The 17,370-nt window shown below is 50.1% G+C and carries 11 protein-coding genes and 1 tRNA gene; 5 read left to right on the top strand and 7 right to left on the bottom strand.

Translation table 11 applies throughout. From position 1 onward, the window contains the following. Positions 1-185: 185 nt before the first annotated feature. On the bottom strand, positions 186-713 hold the full coding sequence (nrdR, locus tag ACKFKF_RS29320; RefSeq protein WP_446870908.1) for a transcriptional regulator NrdR: 528 nt from the start codon (positions 711-713) through the stop codon (positions 186-188). A 469-nt stretch (positions 714-1,182) separates the two neighbouring features. Here nrdR and ACKFKF_RS29315 point away from each other — a divergent pair, with 469 nt between their 5' ends. The 4 genes from ACKFKF_RS29315 (at position 1,183) to ACKFKF_RS29300 (ending at position 6,478) form a co-directional block, all read left to right on the top strand. After that, complete coding sequence (locus ACKFKF_RS29315; RefSeq protein ID WP_446870907.1) at positions 1,183-1,461, top strand: hypothetical protein; 279 nt, start codon at positions 1,183-1,185, stop codon at positions 1,459-1,461. After that, positions 1,458-4,859 carry a response regulator gene (locus tag ACKFKF_RS29310; RefSeq protein WP_446870906.1) on the top strand — a complete coding sequence of 1,134 codons (3,402 nt, stop codon included), beginning with the start codon at positions 1,458-1,460 and terminating at the stop codon, positions 4,857-4,859. Before ACKFKF_RS29315 ends, ACKFKF_RS29310 begins: the two co-directional genes overlap by 4 nt. A gap of 87 nt (positions 4,860-4,946) precedes the next feature. Then, complete coding sequence (locus ACKFKF_RS29305; RefSeq protein ID WP_446870905.1) at positions 4,947-6,053, top strand: hypothetical protein; 1,107 nt, start codon at positions 4,947-4,949, stop codon at positions 6,051-6,053. Between the two features lie 354 nt (positions 6,054-6,407). Then, a tRNA-Gly gene (locus tag ACKFKF_RS29300) sits at positions 6,408-6,478 on the top strand. A gap of 110 nt (positions 6,479-6,588) precedes the next feature. Here the strand turns inward: ACKFKF_RS29300 and dacB are convergent. Then, positions 6,589-8,070: a D-alanyl-D-alanine carboxypeptidase/D-alanyl-D-alanine endopeptidase gene (gene dacB / locus ACKFKF_RS29295; RefSeq protein ID WP_446870903.1), complete on the bottom strand. Its 1,482-nt coding sequence runs from the start codon at positions 8,068-8,070 to the stop codon at positions 6,589-6,591. Between the two features lie 147 nt (positions 8,071-8,217). Between dacB and ACKFKF_RS29290 the strand changes: the two genes are divergently transcribed. Then, the gene (locus ACKFKF_RS29290) at positions 8,218-8,931 is read left to right on the top strand and encodes a hypothetical protein (RefSeq protein WP_446870901.1); all 714 of its coding nucleotides are present in this window, start codon (positions 8,218-8,220) and stop codon (positions 8,929-8,931) included. A 128-nt stretch (positions 8,932-9,059) separates the two neighbouring features. Here the strand turns inward: ACKFKF_RS29290 and ACKFKF_RS29285 are convergent, their stop codons facing one another. The 5 genes from ACKFKF_RS29285 to ACKFKF_RS29265 form a co-directional block, all read right to left on the bottom strand. After that, the gene (locus ACKFKF_RS29285; protein WP_446870900.1) at positions 9,060-10,844 is read right to left on the bottom strand and encodes a response regulator; all 1,785 of its coding nucleotides are present in this window, start codon (positions 10,842-10,844) and stop codon (positions 9,060-9,062) included. Between the two features lie 59 nt (positions 10,845-10,903). Then, complete coding sequence (locus ACKFKF_RS29280) at positions 10,904-11,359, bottom strand: response regulator (protein ID WP_446870899.1); 456 nt, start codon at positions 11,357-11,359, stop codon at positions 10,904-10,906. A 627-nt stretch (positions 11,360-11,986) separates the two neighbouring features. Beyond that, positions 11,987-12,361, bottom strand: coding sequence for a response regulator (locus ACKFKF_RS29275; protein WP_446870897.1), 375 nt, complete (start codon positions 12,359-12,361; stop codon positions 11,987-11,989). 74 nt (positions 12,362-12,435) lie between these two features. Next, on the bottom strand, positions 12,436-15,270 hold the full coding sequence (locus ACKFKF_RS29270; RefSeq protein ID WP_446870896.1) for a PAS domain-containing sensor histidine kinase: 2,835 nt from the start codon (positions 15,268-15,270) through the stop codon (positions 12,436-12,438). 16 nt (positions 15,271-15,286) lie between these two features. Next, on the bottom strand, positions 15,287-17,370 hold a 2,084-nt coding region (locus ACKFKF_RS29265), incomplete at its 5' end, for a response regulator (protein WP_446870895.1).

The following is a 17,370-nucleotide window of genomic DNA, read 5'->3' as shown; positions in this document are numbered from 1 at the left end:
ACCCCCCAATTTTGGGGGACTTTGAGACAATATTTCTCGTTCAAAGTCCCTTACTTGTGGGGAATTTAGGGGGCTGCCCGGATTGGCAACCGTAGCGAAGGATGATCATCAAATTCACTTAAAAAGAATGGGAACTCTAAAAGACAACCTTCTGGGACAACCTTCTGGCTCAAATCTAGACTTTTTTACCGAGTGACCGAATCAATCTCTGGTAACGACTCGATCGCATCATTAGACACAGCTTGCTCTTTCACAGGCTCAACTCGATCGGGCAACGCTTCGATCGCCCCCACAAAATCCTGAATTCCTTCAAACTGGCAGTAGATCGAGGCATATCGAATGTAGGCAATTTCACTCAGCTCTCGCAACTGTTGCAGTGCCAGTCGAGTAATTTCGGCACTAGAAACCTCTCGCAGGATGCGCTGTTGCAGTTCGGCCTCGATCTCATCGACCACGGTTTCAATCTGCCGTTCCTCAATCTGCGTCTTTTCACAGGCTCTCACCAACTCTCGAAGCAGCCTGGAGCGATCGAATGACGCTCGTTCCCCATTTCGCTTGAGCACAATCACTGGCACAAACTCAATCCGCTCATAGGTGGTAAAACGATGCCCACATTTGAGACATTCTCGCCGCCGCCGGACACTTTGGCCCGCTTCTGCCGATCGAGACTCAAGAACTCGGTTATCGGGATGCTGACAAAAAGGACATCGCATAGTCAAAACTCAGGGCAAAAGATGTGTAAAAGATATGGAGGGCAATCACAAAGAATCACCAGAAACTTTCAATGTGTGTAGAGTTTAGAAAAGTGCAAATACTTCAGAACATTCCTCACCTCACTCACAACTCGGCAACATCATAAACTTAATGATACCCCTAGCGTACAAACGATTAATATTTTTTCCTCATCCACTATTCACAGCGTTTTCTTGGGTCACCCTGCTGCGCTCCCTCATCACCGTCTCGCCCAATCTAAAATTGACCAAATTTCTCTAGTCAGTAATAACGTTAAGCGGAGATACTCTTATAGGTGCATGTATCGATGCTGACGAGAAACGAGCTGACTTGTGCAGTGATCAAAAAGCGAGCAGGGTGCGATCTCGATCACATAAGTTTGTTAGTCTGCGTTAGAACCCATTTCGTTGAGGGCAATTTGAGTAGATAGGATTGGGTTGGTGGATTATCTTGGATCTTCTGGTATTAGAGGCTATTGCTTATAAAACGGGCTTGATGGCGAGACTGCAACCAGACACGCCTGGCCTAAACCTACGAGTTGCCCTTGAGTTAATTCACTGTTGGAGAGCCATTTTTTGGGGTGCTACGATCGCCAAACCGACCATCAGTAAAATCACCATGTCGGCCACCGAGAGACGCAAAATCAGTAGAGTAGTCCGGCAGTCTTTGGTTTGCCAGCCTTCTCAAGCAGGATTGAGCCATCTGGCGCAGCAGGAGCGTGTTGCATGAAATCGCGTGTCACAAAACAAAAACTGCTCGTTGTCGATGATGAACCAGACAACTTAGACCTGCTGTATCGCACCTTTCATCGCGAGTTTACGGTGTTGCGGGCAGAAAACGGCCCGGTTGCACTAGACATTTTGGCGAACGAAGGCGACGTGGCAGTCATTATCTCTGACCAGCGGATGCCATTGATGAGTGGAACTGAGTTTCTCAGCTTGACGGCTACTCAGTATCCTGACATTATTCGGATTATTCTCACAGGCTACACCGACGTTGAAGATCTCGTCGAAGCCATCAACTCTGGCAAAGTCTTTAAATATGTCACCAAACCCTGGAATGATGAGGAACTGAAGGGAGTTGTCCGTCAGGCTGCTGATACCCACAACGTCCTCAAAGCCAGAACTCAAGAACTACGGCGCACTCTGCGTCAAGAATCTTTGCTCAATGCGGTGACGAATACGATTCGCAGTGCCCTCAGCTACCGACAAATTTTGCAGACGATCGTCGAAACGGTTGGGCAAATGTTTGAGGTAAGCTGTGGGGTGCTCCGACCGTTTCAAGCTGGACAGATGGAAGATGAAGGATTTGTCTATTGGAAAGAAAATCTTGAATTAAATCTCACTCAAGCCGTGCGCCCTGATCTGTCTCAAACGGTTTGGCACCTCGATCGGGTGGCGGTGGTTCAAGACGCGACGGCGGACGAGCAGATTCAGACCGATTTTCAGCGTCGGCAAGCTTATCAGGATTCGGGGATTCGATCGAGCTTGATCGTGCCTTTGATCTGTCAGCAAGAACTCATGGCGGTTTTGGCGCTGCATCAGTGTGGCGAAGATCGCCAGTGGCAACAAGATGAAGTCGAACTCATTAGTATGGTGGCTGACCAAGCGGCGCTGGCCCTGTCTCAAGCCCATGCCTATGAGCAAGTCCGGGCGCTGGCCAAACGAGAGGCGCTGATCAATACGATTACTTCGGCGATTCGCTCTAGTCTTGATCCCCAAGAGATTTTTGCGGCGATTACCCAGCAGTTGGGGCAGGCGCTTCATGTGGATGGCTGCGCGCTTTCTCTGTGGACAGAGGATGCCGAATTTGTCCAATTGGTCGGCTTACACGATCCCGACTGGAAAGGGACGGATCTGGGGGCGGCTGACTCTTCTCAACGCCATTTTCCTCAGTCAAACGTGCCGATCGAAGGCAACCCGGTTCTTCAACAATTGATTGCTACTCAGCAGCCTGTGGTGCTTAATGATCTGGCTCAACACCCGGAAATGTTGGCCGAATCAACTGTTCGCAATCCCGCTCGTGCGCTGCTCGTGGTGCCCTTGGTCTCAGACGGTCAAATCATTGGCAGCATTTCTCTACGACAAAATCAATACGCCAGACAGTGGAAAGCGTCTGAGATTCAACTCGCCCAATCGGTGGCGGCTCAGGCTGCGATCGCCGTTCAGCAGTCTCGCCTTTATCAAAAAACCCGTCAGCAAGCCGAACAGTTGTTGATGCTCGATCGCCAAAAAACCGAGTTCTTTCAAAATATCTCCCACGAGTTTAGAACGCCCCTGACGCTGATGGTGGGCCCGCTCGAATCGGCCGTCGCTCAACAGCAGGGATTGAACTATGACCAGGCGACGATCGCGCTGCGAAATTCTCGGCGGCTGTTGCGATTGGTCAATCAGCTTTTAGACCTTCAGCGGTTGGATGCAGGCCGAATGCAGCCCAGGTTTCATCCCTGTGATTTAGTCAAATTTATTACTCAGATCGTCGATTCTTTTCGCCCCTACTGCGAGAAAAAAGGGTTGACTCTGCTGACGGATCTGAGCAAGTGCCCTCCGGTTTATCTAGACTTAGAAAAATTTGACAAGGTTCTCTACAATCTGCTGTCTAATGCCATGAAGTTTACGGCAGCCGGCAAGCAGATTCAAATCGTCCTCAAATGCGATGGCACCCACTGTCTCCTGCAAGTCATTGATACGGGGATTGGCATTCGTCCTGATCAAATTCCATTTTTGTTTGAGCGATTTCGTCAGGCAGAAGGGTCAGCCAACCGCAGTTATGAAGGCACTGGATTAGGACTGTCCCTGGTCAAAGAACTGGTCGAACTGCACAATGGCGAGATTAGCGTTCAATCAACCTACGGCGAAGGCACCACGGTAGCAGTCCGGCTTGAGATTGGGATGAACCACCTGCCGATCGAGCAAATTGTCGAAACCCAGGTAGAAGTGCAAGCCAGCCGCGCCTCCGTCGAACTCGCCGATTTGGAAATCGAACTGCTTGACGATTTTGAACCCTCTACTGTTGAGCCAGCAGACTCCCCTCAAAAGCTGGAAAATGCCACTCTTCGACAGATTCTAGTCGTGGACGACAACACCGATCTGCGCGCCTACGTTTCTGGGATTTTGCGTCAGCAAGGCTACCACGTCTGGACGGCCCGCAACGGGGCAGAAGGCTTTGAGGCAGCCCAGACCCATCGCCCCCATTTGATCGTCACTGACTTGATGATGCCGATCGTCTCCGGTCTGGATATGATTTGCTTGATCCGCGACGACGAAACCCTGAAAGGAACGCCGATCGTGTTGCTCACCGCCAAAGCCGACGAAGACACGCGCATTGAGGGAGCCGAACGAGGTGCAGATGCCTACCTGTCAAAGCCGTTTAATGATCGAGAACTGCTGGCCGAAGTTCGTAATCTCCTCGCCCTCAAAGAAAACGAACAGCGCGTGGCTCAACTCAATACTTACTTAACCGAGTCGGTGCTAAAGCGCTTTTTGCCGCCTTCTCTGGTACAGCGGGCTGCCAAAGGAGAACTCACCCTCGATCTGCGCCCCGAACCTCGGATGATTACTGTCTTATTTAGCGACATCATTGGCTTTACTCAGTTGTCAAATACGCTGCGATCGCGCCGAGTTGCTGAGTTGCTCAATGAATATCTAGCCAGCATGACTCGCGCTGTCTTTGACAATGGCGGCACGGTTGATAAATTTATGGGGGATGCGATTCTCGCTATCTTTGGAGCGCCCGAAGAATTGACTCCTAATGAACAGGTGAGACGTGCGATCGCCGCTGCCCGCCAAATGTATCGATCACTCGACGAACTCAACGATCGCTGGCAAACCCAAGGGATCAGCAAAGTCCAATTTCGCTGTGGCATCCATCAGGGAACGGCCGTCGTGGGTATGTTTGGAGGAGAAGAACGCGCAGACTATACGGCAGTCGGCCCCAGTGTGAATATTGCCTCTCGCATCCAGGAAGCCGCCGAACCAGACTCGATCCTCGTTTCGGCTGCGGTCGCTGACTACCTGGACGAAGAAATGATCACCAAAGTCAGTCCTCTACAGCTTAAAGGGGTGGATGAAACGGTGCTGACCTTCTCGATCGATCCCTACGCTGGCGATCACCGTAAGCCGTCTTAGCAGATGAGTGGGTACAGTTTTTTATTCTCGTCTCATCCCCTTGCCAGCGACTAGAATGAATTTGACTTTCTAGTACGGCGACACCCCATGCAATCGTCCCCCGACTTTTCTGGTAGCCTGAGACGACCTCAGGACTCTCCCAATTTTTGGCTGGCAGTGCTGGCGGGTTCGTTGGCGGTTCATTTATTGTTTTTGCTATCGGGGCGCTGGTTTTTGGTGCGCGTCGCTCCGGTCAAATCGAGTGCGTCGTCCACACCGATCGAACTAGTTGACCTCTCGCCCAAATCTTCGGGTAAGCCTGCTCAAGGGGTCAGCTTGACGGCACCCAAAGTCACGTCGGCTCCGCTAGAAAGTTCCTCTGGTGCAAAGTCTCCGATTCAATCGTCAGAACCGACTCAGCCGACGATCGTCTCCAGTCCGTCTCCTCGACCCATTCAAGAACGGCGATTACCCCCTCAACCCCTGCCATCGCCTCAAAAGCCTGCTGTCACAAAACCGATTTTTCCTAAGCCCGTCACCCCAAACCCACCCCCTGTAGAGGATGAAGCTGATCCGTCCAGTCCTCCTCAGCCGCCAACGCCTTCTCAACCTCCCACGACCGAGAATCAAACCGATCCTGCTCAACCGTCAACTGATCCAGACAACCCGCCCAAATCTCAACCTCCCACTGGTGGAACTCAGACCGATCCCGCACAGCCTTCTGGCGATCCAGACAGTCCGCCCAAGCCTCCTCAATCTCCCTCAGGTGGAACTCAGACCGATCCGCCTTCAGGGCCGATCACGTCAGGGCAGGGTTTACCATCTACTGAGGTGACGATCGCCACTCAAGTCACAACGAGTCAGATTCGACGGGCAGACCCTAGTAGAAATGATAGTCAAGCCAAAACAGCACAGCTTAGGGGTAACGCACAGCAGCAGGTCATTGTTCCCTACTCTCCCGATTTCAAACTGTTGCCAGGTCAAGTCCTGAATTTAGAGGTCTTGTTTGTAGTGGACACCAGCAGCGGCAAGGTCGTTGATTCAAGCGTTCCAGCTAACTCCACTTCGCTTAGTGATGTAGGGTTAGAGAAGCTGATCGATCGTGTATTTGAACCTTTGCGCTTTGATGTAACCTTCGACACAACTGCTACGAGCGAAAATAAGGCTCCACTCACAGCCTGGATTGTTCCGGTGCAGATCCAAGTTGTGAAGTAAGGGCTGTTTTGAAGGGTTGAATGCTTTTGAAATAAGCGTCAATTGATTTCTAAAGGCTTGAGAATTTGTAGAGTGAACACTGCTCATTGTCCTTAGCTCAACGTCCTTAGCTCAACGTGAATTCGATAAATTTCTCGCGATCGCAGATCCTGAAAACCTCATAGGTGCCCCAGAATTGGCAGCTTGGGGACAGAAGCAGAACATCGAAGCGAAAGAACTTGTCGCACTGGCATTAAATTCAGTGACACTCGGTTTGAATTTGTAGTGATATTCGGTTTGAAGCTGTTTTGAATCAATGCCATCTCTTTGTAGAAAATCGTGTTATTCTAGTATTCGCCTTTGTAAGAAGGTCACGCGGGCGTAGTTTAGTGGTAAAACCTTAGCCTTCCAAGCTAATGATGCGAGTTCGATTCTCGCCGCCCGCTTCTTGCACATTCTATTTTTCGCTGACTGTTCAGGATCGCTTGTTGCTAAAGGACTTTGTAAAGCGGATAGGGGTCAAAGCGTGGCTGTGACTTTGGTGGCTGAAAGTTGCTCAGTTGCACGATCGTAGCTTTGTCAACAACAACACAACCTCATCGATCGCTTCTCGCTGCACCGTTGCCGAACTGGTAGATTGGTTGACGATTACACTAAAGACGATCGGCGAATAGTTGGGAGGAGCCAGGTAGCCAGAAAGGGCTGACACTCCAGTGAGACTTCCTGTTTTAGCCTGGACGATTCCCTGGGCAGCGGTGCCTCGAAAGCGATTTTGTAGCGTTCCGCTAACCCCGGCGGTGGGCAAAGACGATCGATAGATACTAGCAGCAGGATGCCTGGACATCGACCGTAGAGTTTGCACCAGCGCTTGGGGACTGATCAAATTTTGACGCGCCAATCCTGACCCATCGACCAGCAAAAAACTGGATGAGTTGACACCTAGCGTTTTCAAAGTTGAAATGAGCGTCGTCATTCCCTGGTCGATCGTCGTAGTGTTGTCTTTTGTGCCCAGCAGTCTCAGCAATGATTCTGCATACAAATTGTTGCTGTCTTGATTTGTCGTTTTGAGAATGGCGGACAAGGACGGTGACTCGACAAACGCCACTTCTGAACCTGTAGCGGCATCGGGACGAGTGACCACGACCGCCCGTTTCACCGTAATCTTCTCTTTTGCGAGCGCTTGCCGCAACTGTTGAAGAAAGTTTTGAGCAGGATTGACGATCGCCACCGACACAGATTCTGAAGCCGCGCCCACTCGCAACTGTCCCCTGATTTTGAGAATCGGCTGGCTGAGATCGCGTCCCACGTCCAGGGACTCTGGCGCATCGGCCGCAACTGTGACAGAGTTATTCTCAATTTGCCAGCCTTTGCTGTCGTTGGGGTCATCCCATTGCACCCGGAGCGGTTGACCGATCGCTTGCGGAATCAGACTCAGCCCGATCGCATTCCCATTGACGATCAAACGATTCACAGGGGCCCCATATCCTGCTTGAGCATCCTCAACCGTCCAGTCTGGTGAAATCGGGTCGCTGCGATCAGAGTCTTCCACCGTCAATTGCTCAACCTGCTGAATGCCCTGCCGACTCAACTGCTGCGCCAACCTCACCAACTGCAAATCTGTCAGCGTCGGATCACCTCGCCCCACCACTCGCAACGCCCATCCCATCTGAGAACGAATGCCATAAATTGAAGTGCGAATGCGAAACTGTGCTCCCAATTTGTCAAGTGCCGCCGCCGTGGTCAACAGTTTGGTCGTAGAGGCAGGAATGAAATAACGTTGAGCGTCGCGATCGTACAGCGTCTTTCCATCCTCGGTTTGAATCAACGCCCCCCAGCGCGATCGTGCAAAATCAGGATGACCCAAAATCCTATCGATCGCCGCGGGCAGTTGAGTCGGGCAGAGCGTCGAAGGAGCGGCCAGCGTCCGCACTGGCTGCAAGATCAGCGTAAGACTCAACACCAGCAGACGAGAAAAAGGAGAGATGGGCATGGTGCAGAAAGACGGGGCAACGGGTGAGAGGTTGAGCACAATCGGCATTGTGTCTTCAGTTTTCGCTACTAAAAACACAAATTAATCTGTAGCAAAAGTAGCAGATTTTTGATCTGTAAATCTCTCTTAGGGTAGGAATATCTATGAGGGGTGTGACCCTACTATGAAGGGATCACGATACTCAGGGTGAACCCCATGATTCAAGAGCGTAACCTTGTTGAACGGTCTAAACTTCAGGAACGGGATCTCGATCGTCCTGTTCGCTCTGGTGGTGTTAGAGAGGAGGGGTCAGGTTCTACATCAAATGCAGCAACCGATGTTGCGTCAGGGTTAGCCTTAGTCTTGTCAACGCTGGCTTTTTTCTTTAGCAGTGTGGCGGTGATTCAAGGCGTTCGAGCACGACAAGAAGTGCAGGCGGTTCTTAATCCTCCGAACCGTCAAGCGCAAGCGGCTCAACAACGTGACCTGACGACTTTGGGCAATCGCTTGATCACGCCCGCTGCCATCAGTCGGGTAGAACCGGGGCGCTTTGTGCAGTCTGCTTACGGGGGTGCGGGTGAGGTGGAACTGCTCTCGGTGCGACGGGCGGACGGGTCAGGAGACTCTAACATCGTTAATGTGGAAATGCGAATTCATCGGCTGCGCGATCGTGTCCCTGGTGTGGGTGACATTGATCTCGCCGAAGTCAAGGGGATCAACTCTAGAACGAATGAACGCTATCCAACCCTTGACTCACGATCGCCCTTTGGCAAGACCTTCTCGCTGTACGATCTACGTCCCGATCAGGCGGTCAATGTAAGTGTGAGGCTGCGAGTTCCTGAAAGTCTAGATCGCATTGATTTAGACGTTCCTCAGACCAATCCTTTTCGGGGCGTTCCGGTAGCGACTCCTAATCCTACCGCTCGCTAAGGATCACGAACTAAATAACTTCGTAGGTTGGGTTGAAGCATGAAACCCAACACCCCAGCAATCGTTGGGTTTCGCAAGGCTCTACCCAACCTACCTGAAAAGATTTGTCAGTCAATCATGTCTAGCATCTAATGTCTACTGTCTAACGGGATCTCGATCGTAAAGCAGGTTTTCTGCTGGGCACTCTCAACCCAAATGTGACCCTTGAGATGTTGGACTAATTGCTTAACTAGCGCTAACCCCAGACCTGTCCCGCCTTGCTGCCAGCGATCGCTACAGGGAACTCGATAAAATTGATCAAAAATTCGGGGAAGCTCAACCGCAGCAATTTCAGACCCGGAGTTGCTGACGTTTAGTTGTAGGACTTGAAGAGAAAATGGTTTGGTAGACTCTATTGCAGCATTTATCTTAGTCGCCTCAGTTAGATGAATCGAGAGCGCGATCGTTCCGCCTGGTGGTGTGTACTTGCAGGCATTGTTCAACAGTTCTGACAACACTCTACCGAGACTGATGGGGTCAGCATACAGCGGGGGCAAATCTGCGAAGTGAAACTGCAAACCTTGTTGACGGTGTTGGGCACGAATCCGATAAGGCTCCACGATCGTCGGAATCCACTCTCTTAGATCAATCAACTCCCAGGTGAGGCGCTGCTGTCCCGATTCGAGGCGCTGTAGGTCTAGCAGATCGTTGATTAAATGAACTTCGCGATTGCATTCACTGCGGAGGATCTTGAGATAAGTTGTACTTTTATCAAACAGTTCGATCTGATGGTCAGGCAGTTTCACCTGAGTCAGAACGCACTCTAACATCTGAATAGCCATCAGCATATTGGCAATAGGCGATCGCAACTCGTGAGAAACGGTGCTTAAAAATTCGTCTTTGAGGTGGTGCAGCTTTTCTAGGGCTTTGACTTGTTGTTGAGACGCTTGATAGAGGCGAGATTGGCGTAGCGCGATCGCACACTGATTGGCCACTTGCTGCACAAGTCGAATTTCGAGATCATTAAACGTTTCATCACAGGGTTTGAACAGCCACATATCACCCAACACGCCCTGATCATCCATTAGTGGACAGGCCAAAATTGCAAATCGATAGGCGATCGTGCGAATCATAGTTGGATAGGGTGCGATCAAACAAAACTGAGCCGATCTTCCCGCTAACATTGCCTCATACACACAGGGCAGCCTATCGAAATGGGCAACCTTGCCTTGCGCCGCCGTCAAATCTGAAGAAACATACTCAAAGTAGATCGTAGAAGTCTTTTGATTCAAATCATACAAAGCAGTGTCACAGGCTTGTACACCAGTACTCCGGGCTAATTTTTGTACCGCAGAGTGAAGGATTTGTTTTTCATCAAGCGAGTCGCGTACTTTGTCGGTAATGCGCTTGAGCGTAGACTCAAATTTGAGGGCTTGTTCTAATTGAGTCGTGCGTTCCTGAATTTGTGATTCTAATTGGGTCGTGAGTTGTTGAACTTGTTGGTTACGATGCTGCAATTCGGTAGTCGCCTGATGCGCTTGAAGCAGTCGCCGAACTCGCTGCCGCAAGACAGCCCAATGAATCGGCTTACTAATATAGTCCGTTGCGCCGACTGCAAAAACTTGATCGACCGCTTCCGAAGTCTGGAGGCTGGTCACCATCAAAATCGGGAGGTTGGGGGTGAGCGATCGCAGTTTTTGACAGCAGGTAAACCCATCCATCTCTGGCATCACCGCATCCAACAAAATCAAGTCAGGCCGAAACCGACGACAGGACTCTAAACACGCAAAGCCATTTTCTGCTTCGATCGTCCGATAGCCTTCCTGGTGCATTGCTTCACATAGAACCAACCGCATCACTGCATCGTCGTCTGTCACCAAAACTAGCGGGGCCAGTGGTGTAAGTATTGAAGCGTGAGTAGTTTGTAAGGTCACAGTAGGGAATGAGAGATGAAGACAATCACCAATTAACAATTTGCTATTAATTAGAATGATTAATTAGAACTGTTTAGTGAGCAGCTCGATCGTTTGGCTTGTAGAAGACTGGAGACACGCTGAATTAGCGCTTTGGCAGGAACAGGTTTAGTCAAGTAGCTGGTGACTCCAACAGCCAAAGCCTGATCGATAAAATCGGCGGAATGTAGACCTGTGACCATTAAAATCGGCACGCAGTATGAGAAAGTCCGAATGATCTGACAACAGGTGAAGCCGTCCATTTGAGGCATTTGACCGTCGAGGATCACCAGATCAGGCCGAAAGATTTTGAAGGCTCTGAGACAATCCCAGCCGTTTTCGGTTTCGACGACTGCATAGCCATTTTGCTTGAGAGTTTCGGCGATCGCTAGACGAATAATTTCCTCATCTTCAGCAATCAAAATTAAAGGGGGATTGTCTATTTTGTTCAATATCCCTCCGTTTTTTTGAGGCAAGTGTTGATGGTTAAAGTCCATAATTTTGTTTGAGATAGGGCAAGTTGAAATATGTCGGTTTAGTTAAAAGATACTGAATGAATGTGAATACTTTGTGAAATATATAGATATTTTATGGATACTTTTGCAGTAATTTAAAGTACTAAAATAAAGTACTAAAAAAGCCGAGTTCCTATTAGGATGATCGGCTTCTCTAGCGGTCAATTTACGCTTTGAATGGGGTTATTAATAGACTTCGGAGCGTTTTCTCAAAGGCAAATTGACCTGCGTTTTTTACACAAGGTAAGCCACACCTATTTAAAGTAAAGGAAGAATGTGAATATTTTGTGAATAGAAAGATGAGTCGCGTTTGATCGGGATGTGTAGCGATCGACAAGATCTAAACCGCAGCGTCAATTCGATAAAGCTGGCGAATTAAATTTAACGTGAATTCCATGATCATCCTTCGCTACGGTTACCAATCCGGGCAGCCCCCTAAATCCCCCACCAGTGAGGGACTTTGAACGAGAAATATTGTCTCAAAGTTCCCCAAAATTGGCACCACGTCTATGAAAACGAACTCTGCCTTCACATAGCAAAGCGAGTTGTTTGGAAAAGAGTTTTGTTAGCCAAGTCGATCGAGCATTCCTTTTGCTGTCACAACATTTTTTAATCCCACTTCAAAATTGCTTGAATTTGAGCGGCTAAGGTTTTTGCCTTAAAGGGCTTGGCAATCCAACCTTTGACTCCCAGTTCTAGGAGAGGTTGATATTCGCTGATGCTGGCCTTTGCGGTTAGCAAAATGGTAGGAATGTGGCGTGTTTTTTCATTGGCTTGTAGCTGCCGAAAGGTGGTAGCGCCATCCAGGTTGGGCATCATCACATCGAGCAAAATTGCATCAGGCTGATAAGTCACTGCTTGAATAATGCCTTCTTGACCTGATGCGGCCGTCAACACACCCCAACCCGCCGCCGCAACTAAGCCAAACTGAATAATGTCGCGTACACCGTCGTCGTCATCGATTACTAGGATTGTTTTGGGCATGAGGAGGAGAAAGTTAGCGGTGAATTTATCTAGCTATCTGTTTTGTTTAAGGGCGATCGATGGAACCCTGACCCTCAAACATGCGCGATCGACACTGTAAAAGAAAACTGGCTGCCTAATCCGATCGTGCTTTCTGCCCAGATTTGACCGCCGTGCTGTTGGATGATGCTGCGACAGATGGCCAGTCCTAACCCGGTTCCGCCCTTTTGTCGGGCATCGGAGACATCAACTTGATGAAAGCGATCGAAAATGACTTCGAGTTGGTCGGCTGCAATGCCTCGTCCGCGATCGCTGACCTGGACTAAAATCGAGTCGTCTTGCAGTTTGGCATCTAATCGCACCGTCTCACCCTGAGGCGAAAATTTGATCGCGTTGCTGAGGAGATTGGTTAACACCTGAATCACTCGATCGCCGTCTGCATCAAGCTGCACCGAGAGCGGAGAAACAGAAAGCGTCACTTGAGCCTGATCCGCCATAACTTGCATGAGCGAAATCGCCGCAGTCATCAGATCCGCTAAGTTACAGGGCTGAATGGAAAGGCTGATCTTTCCTGAATCCAGGCGTTCGAGATCGAGAATGTCATCGACTAACCGCACCAGGCGATCGGCCCCATTGGCGGCGATCGCAATCATCCGTTGCCCCCATTCTGACTGTGGCTCGACGAGTCCTTCTGACAAAAGATTGAGCGCTCCGTGAATGGAAGTCAGCGGCGTTCGCAGTTCGTGGCTGACGACAGAAACAAACTCCTCTTTGAGCCGAGCAATCAGCGCCCGTTCGGTAATGTCAGTACAGATGCCGCAGACCATTTGAGCCGTGCCGTCTTCGTCAAATAGCGGAAATCGCACCGAAAGGGACGTGTGAACGGTGCCATCAAAATGCTGCGCGTCGTCTTCAGACTCGATCGGCTGTCCCGCTTTTAACACGGCCTGATTGCGCTGATTAAACGTTGCCGCCACCTCTGAAGGAAACACCTCATCGATCGTTTTGCCGACAAAGTGTTCGCTGGGTAAATTGAAGACGCGATCGTGCTGCCGATTGACTAATAAAATCTTGTTTTGGGCATCGACCAGATAAATCACGGCCGGGGAGTTGTCGATAATCGCCTGCAATAGAGCCTGACTTTCTCGCAGCGCCTTTTCTGCCTTTTGGCGCTCTTGTAGTTCTTGTTGAAGCAGATGATTGACATCGGTTAACTCGGCGGTGCGTTCTTCGACTCGGAGTTCTAATCCCTCGTTGGCCTGTTGGAGGGCGGCCTCAATGCGCTTGCGGTCAGTGGTGTCTTGAAAGAAGATCGCCAGCCCTGTCGCAGAGGGATAAATGCGATTCTCAAACCAGCGATCCCACGGCGGATAGTATTCTTCTAGCTGGATGGGAATTTGTTCTGCCATTGCCCGATAATAGGCTCGATAAAACGGCTGTCCGATGCCTTCGGGAAAGACTTCCCAGATGTTTTTGCCGATCAGAGCTTCGGGAGCGCGATCGAGCATTTCTCCAGCTTTGCGGTTGACGTAAATGTAGCGCCAGTCAGCATCAAGCGAAACAAACCCATCAGTGACGCTCTCTAAAATGTTGGTGATTTGTTGTCGAGAAGCCAGCGCCTGAGCATGGGCCATTTGTTCGCGCAAAACGAGTTGTCGAAGCTGGCTTTCTGCGGCCTTTAGGTCGGTAATATCGGTGATTGTGCCCACATAGCCGACAACTGCTCCGATCGAATTCTTCTCCGCGACGGCTTGCCCAAACACCCAGGTAATCGTGCCGTCTGGACTCTGAAAGCGATATTCCTGACGAAATGGGCGATGCTGTTGCGCCGATCGAGACCATGCTTCAGATATTTGCGAGCGATCGTCGGCATACAGTGCCTTTACCCAGCCTTCACCCAGCGCTTCTGAGGCGGAGATTCCCGCAATTTTGCTCCAGCGATCGTTGACATAGAGACAGTTGCCGATCTCGTCGGTGTGAAAGATGCCCACGGGAGAGACTTCGGTCAGGATTTGATAGCGCTGCTGACTCTTTTGTAGCGCGAGTTCCATTCGTTTGCGATCGTCGATGTCTACGATCGTTCCCGTCATTCTGATGGCTTGTCCCACGTCGTTGTAGAGTGCCCGTCCTTTGCCTGCGATCCAGTGAGTGCTGCCATCTTCCCAAACCACGCGAAACTCATGGTGATAGGTGCTGTGGTTGTGAATGGCTTGATCGACGGCTTGATTGAGCGAGTCTCGATCGTCGGGATGCAAGCGATCGTCAAAGGTTTGGTAGCGTCCGTCAAAGGTGTTGGGTTCTAAGCCAAATAGCTGTTCGTGTCCGCTTGACCAGGTGATGTTTCCCGTCGTCATGTCCCAATCCCAAATGCCCATTTGAGAAGACTGGAGCGCCAATAACAAACGAGCTTCACTTTGGCGTAAGTCTGCCTCGATTTGGCGAAGGTTGTGCAGAGTGGTTTCACGATCGTCGATCTGCTCTTTGAGTAAATCATTAGCCTGAGCCAGTTCGATCGTGCGACTGCGAACCTTGTGGTCTAACTGATCAGAGCGTTGACGTAGAGCTTGGGTGAGGCGATCGTGGCGCTCTTTTTGACGACCCTGCACCACCACCAGCACCAGAATTAGCACAATTTCTGAAATCGCTTGTGGAAAACTTTGAGGAATAACATCAACATTAATCGGAACGAAAAAGTGATAGATTAAATAAATCGCCCAGATTGCTGCGCTGACTAATCCCGATCGCAGACTGCTCAGACTGGAACTCAGCGCAATCACCACAATCATCAACACAAACAAAATCGGCGTTATAGACTCAAAAGATTGTAAGCGCTCCATTGAGAAGACCACGCCAGCCATCACCAATCCGCTTGACCAAAAAGGCAGACTTTGAACCCTAAAATTCAAATCAAATGATGGTAACGTAATCATAAGCACCTCTGGAAAACTAAAATTTGTAAACGTCAGAATCTATAAAATTAGGTGTCTGAGCGACAAACTGCCGTAAAAGCTGCACCCGCTCCAGACGATTTAAGACCCGCGCCACGAGTTCTGATTCGACGATCGGCTTACTCACGTAGTCGTCCGCTCCCGCTCCAAAGACTTGAGCGATCGTTTGACTATCGCTGTGGGCAGATAAAAACAGGACAGGTAGAGCATCCCAGCGGCGATCGTTGCGAATGACCTGACAGAGATCAATTCCATTTAACCCTGGCATTTCAATATTGAGAATCAGAAGATCGGGGTTGACTTGTTCTAACAATTGCCAGGCCTGTTGAGGCTGATCGACGAGTGTGAGATGAAACCCCCAGGGCTGAAGGATCGTGCGGAGAAAGTCCAGCACTTGCGGGTCATCATCGACCATCATCAACTTTGTTTGTGTCTGATTTGATTGTTGCAGCACATGGACAACGGTGGCTATCACCTGACTGGATGAAATTGGTTTTTGCAAAAAGCTGCGTCCTCCCAATCGGGCCACCCGGACGCGATCGACAAACCCCTCACTCGCCGTAAATACAATCACCGGAATGAAGGAAGCTACTTCTGCGAGCAGCCCAAACCCATCTTCTATCGAGTCAGGAAAGCTCAAATCAAGCAAAATCACATCGGGCGGCTGTTGTTGAATGATTTCTCTCGCCTCTGCCAGACTCGTCGCCCCGATCGCCTCAATTTTCCAGAGAGGAGTCCCCGCGCTCAAACTGGCCATTAGCTGATCGATTAGAGCGACATCATCATCGACAATCAACAATCGAGCCGTCTGACCTTCGGAGGGAGTTGTCTGCATGGAAACCGGAGCGACGATCGTCACCGCTAACAAAGTTTCTCGTAGGGCGTTCACCGTCTGGTTGAGCAGGGTGATTTTACTGCGGTTGCTTGGAGTCATCCGCAAGGAATCATCGCTCAAAATCTGCTTCAACAGTTCTTGGATTTGACGAGACAGATCCGCCGCCTTGTCTAGCCCAAAACTGCCCAACGACCCGATCAGCGTATGAGCCTCTCGAAGCGCCTGTTGCTCAAGATCTGGACTCAGCGTTCCGGTTTTGAGATTAGTTGCAGCCTGGTTGAGAATCTGAACGCGATCGAGATATTTCTGTCGATGCTGTTGCCACACTGCCGAAAATTCTGGAGCGATCGCAGTGCTGAATGCTTTGGGGACGGCAACTTCTGGTGGGTAACTTAAAGCGACCTCTTGCGGGTAACTCGAAGCGACCCCTTGCGGGTAACTCGAAGCGACCCCTTGCGGGTAACTCGAAGAGATCGAGTCCAGTTCTCTAACATTTAGCCGATAGCCAAATCCATAAATCGTCTCAATTAAATCCCCAGATCCCGCTTTTTTGAGCTTTTGTCGCAGACTTTTGATGTGAGCGCGGACTGCATTTTCGGTGGGGGTTGCTTCGAGTGACCAGAGATGCTCGATCAGGGCTTGCTGGCTAAAAATGCGCTGTTGATTGCGTAAAAAAAGCTCTAACAACCCATATTCTTTGAGCGTCAAAGATAGCGGCACGTCTGCGTAGGTAAACTGACAAGCCTTGAGGTCAAGCTGAAGTCTTCCCCACGCTAGAACGGATACAGGCACACTGCTTCGACGCAAGAGCGATCGCATTCGGGCCAGCAATTCTTGAAGGTCGATCGGCTTGGCCAGATAGTCATCAGCCCCCGCATCTAGCCCCACCACTTTGTCGTAACTGGAGTCTTGAGCGGTGAGAAAAAGAACGGGCGTAGAATCTTTGCGCTGCCGCAGCCGTTGACAAAACTGAATGCCATCTAATTTGGGCAATTGACGATCGAGCAAAATCAGATCATACTCAAACGCTTCTGCAAGATCCCACCCAGACTGCCCATCAGCCGCCAGATCAACACAGTAGTTTTGTTCGATCAGAACTCTTCTCAGACTCTCAGCAAAGCCCTCATCATCTTCGACCAGAAGAATTTTCACAGCCTGACAACCAACCTTGAGAAACTGGAGATAGTCTAACAGGACGTGAATTCGATGAAATCCCTCGCTGTGGCGATCACTCCAGGCAGCCCCCT

Source organism: Phormidesmis sp. 146-12 (assembly GCF_052939495.1).
Note: the sequence above shows the minus strand (reverse complement) of the source record. Positions and strands in the feature narration are given on the sequence as shown.

What these genes read in the sequence shown, in the direction of transcription:
- nrdR (WP_446870908.1), bottom strand. Translation starts at nt 713, where the DNA reads ATGCGATGTCCTTTTTGTCAGCATCCCGATAACCGAGTTCTTGAGTCT.
- ACKFKF_RS29310 (WP_446870906.1), top strand. Translation starts at nt 1,458, where the DNA reads ATGAAATCGCGTGTCACAAAACAAAAACTGCTCGTTGTCGATGATGAA.
- ACKFKF_RS29305 (WP_446870905.1), top strand. Translation starts at nt 4,947, where the DNA reads ATGCAATCGTCCCCCGACTTTTCTGGTAGCCTGAGACGACCTCAGGAC.
- dacB (WP_446870903.1), bottom strand. Translation starts at nt 8,070, where the DNA reads ATGCCGATTGTGCTCAACCTCTCACCCGTTGCCCCGTCTTTCTGCACC.
- ACKFKF_RS29290 (WP_446870901.1), top strand. Translation starts at nt 8,218, where the DNA reads ATGATTCAAGAGCGTAACCTTGTTGAACGGTCTAAACTTCAGGAACGG.
- ACKFKF_RS29280 (WP_446870899.1), bottom strand. Translation starts at nt 11,359, where the DNA reads ATGGACTTTAACCATCAACACTTGCCTCAAAAAAACGGAGGGATATTG.
- ACKFKF_RS29275 (WP_446870897.1), bottom strand. Translation starts at nt 12,361, where the DNA reads ATGCCCAAAACAATCCTAGTAATCGATGACGACGACGGTGTACGCGAC.
- ACKFKF_RS29270 (WP_446870896.1), bottom strand. Translation starts at nt 15,270, where the DNA reads ATGATTACGTTACCATCATTTGATTTGAATTTTAGGGTTCAAAGTCTG.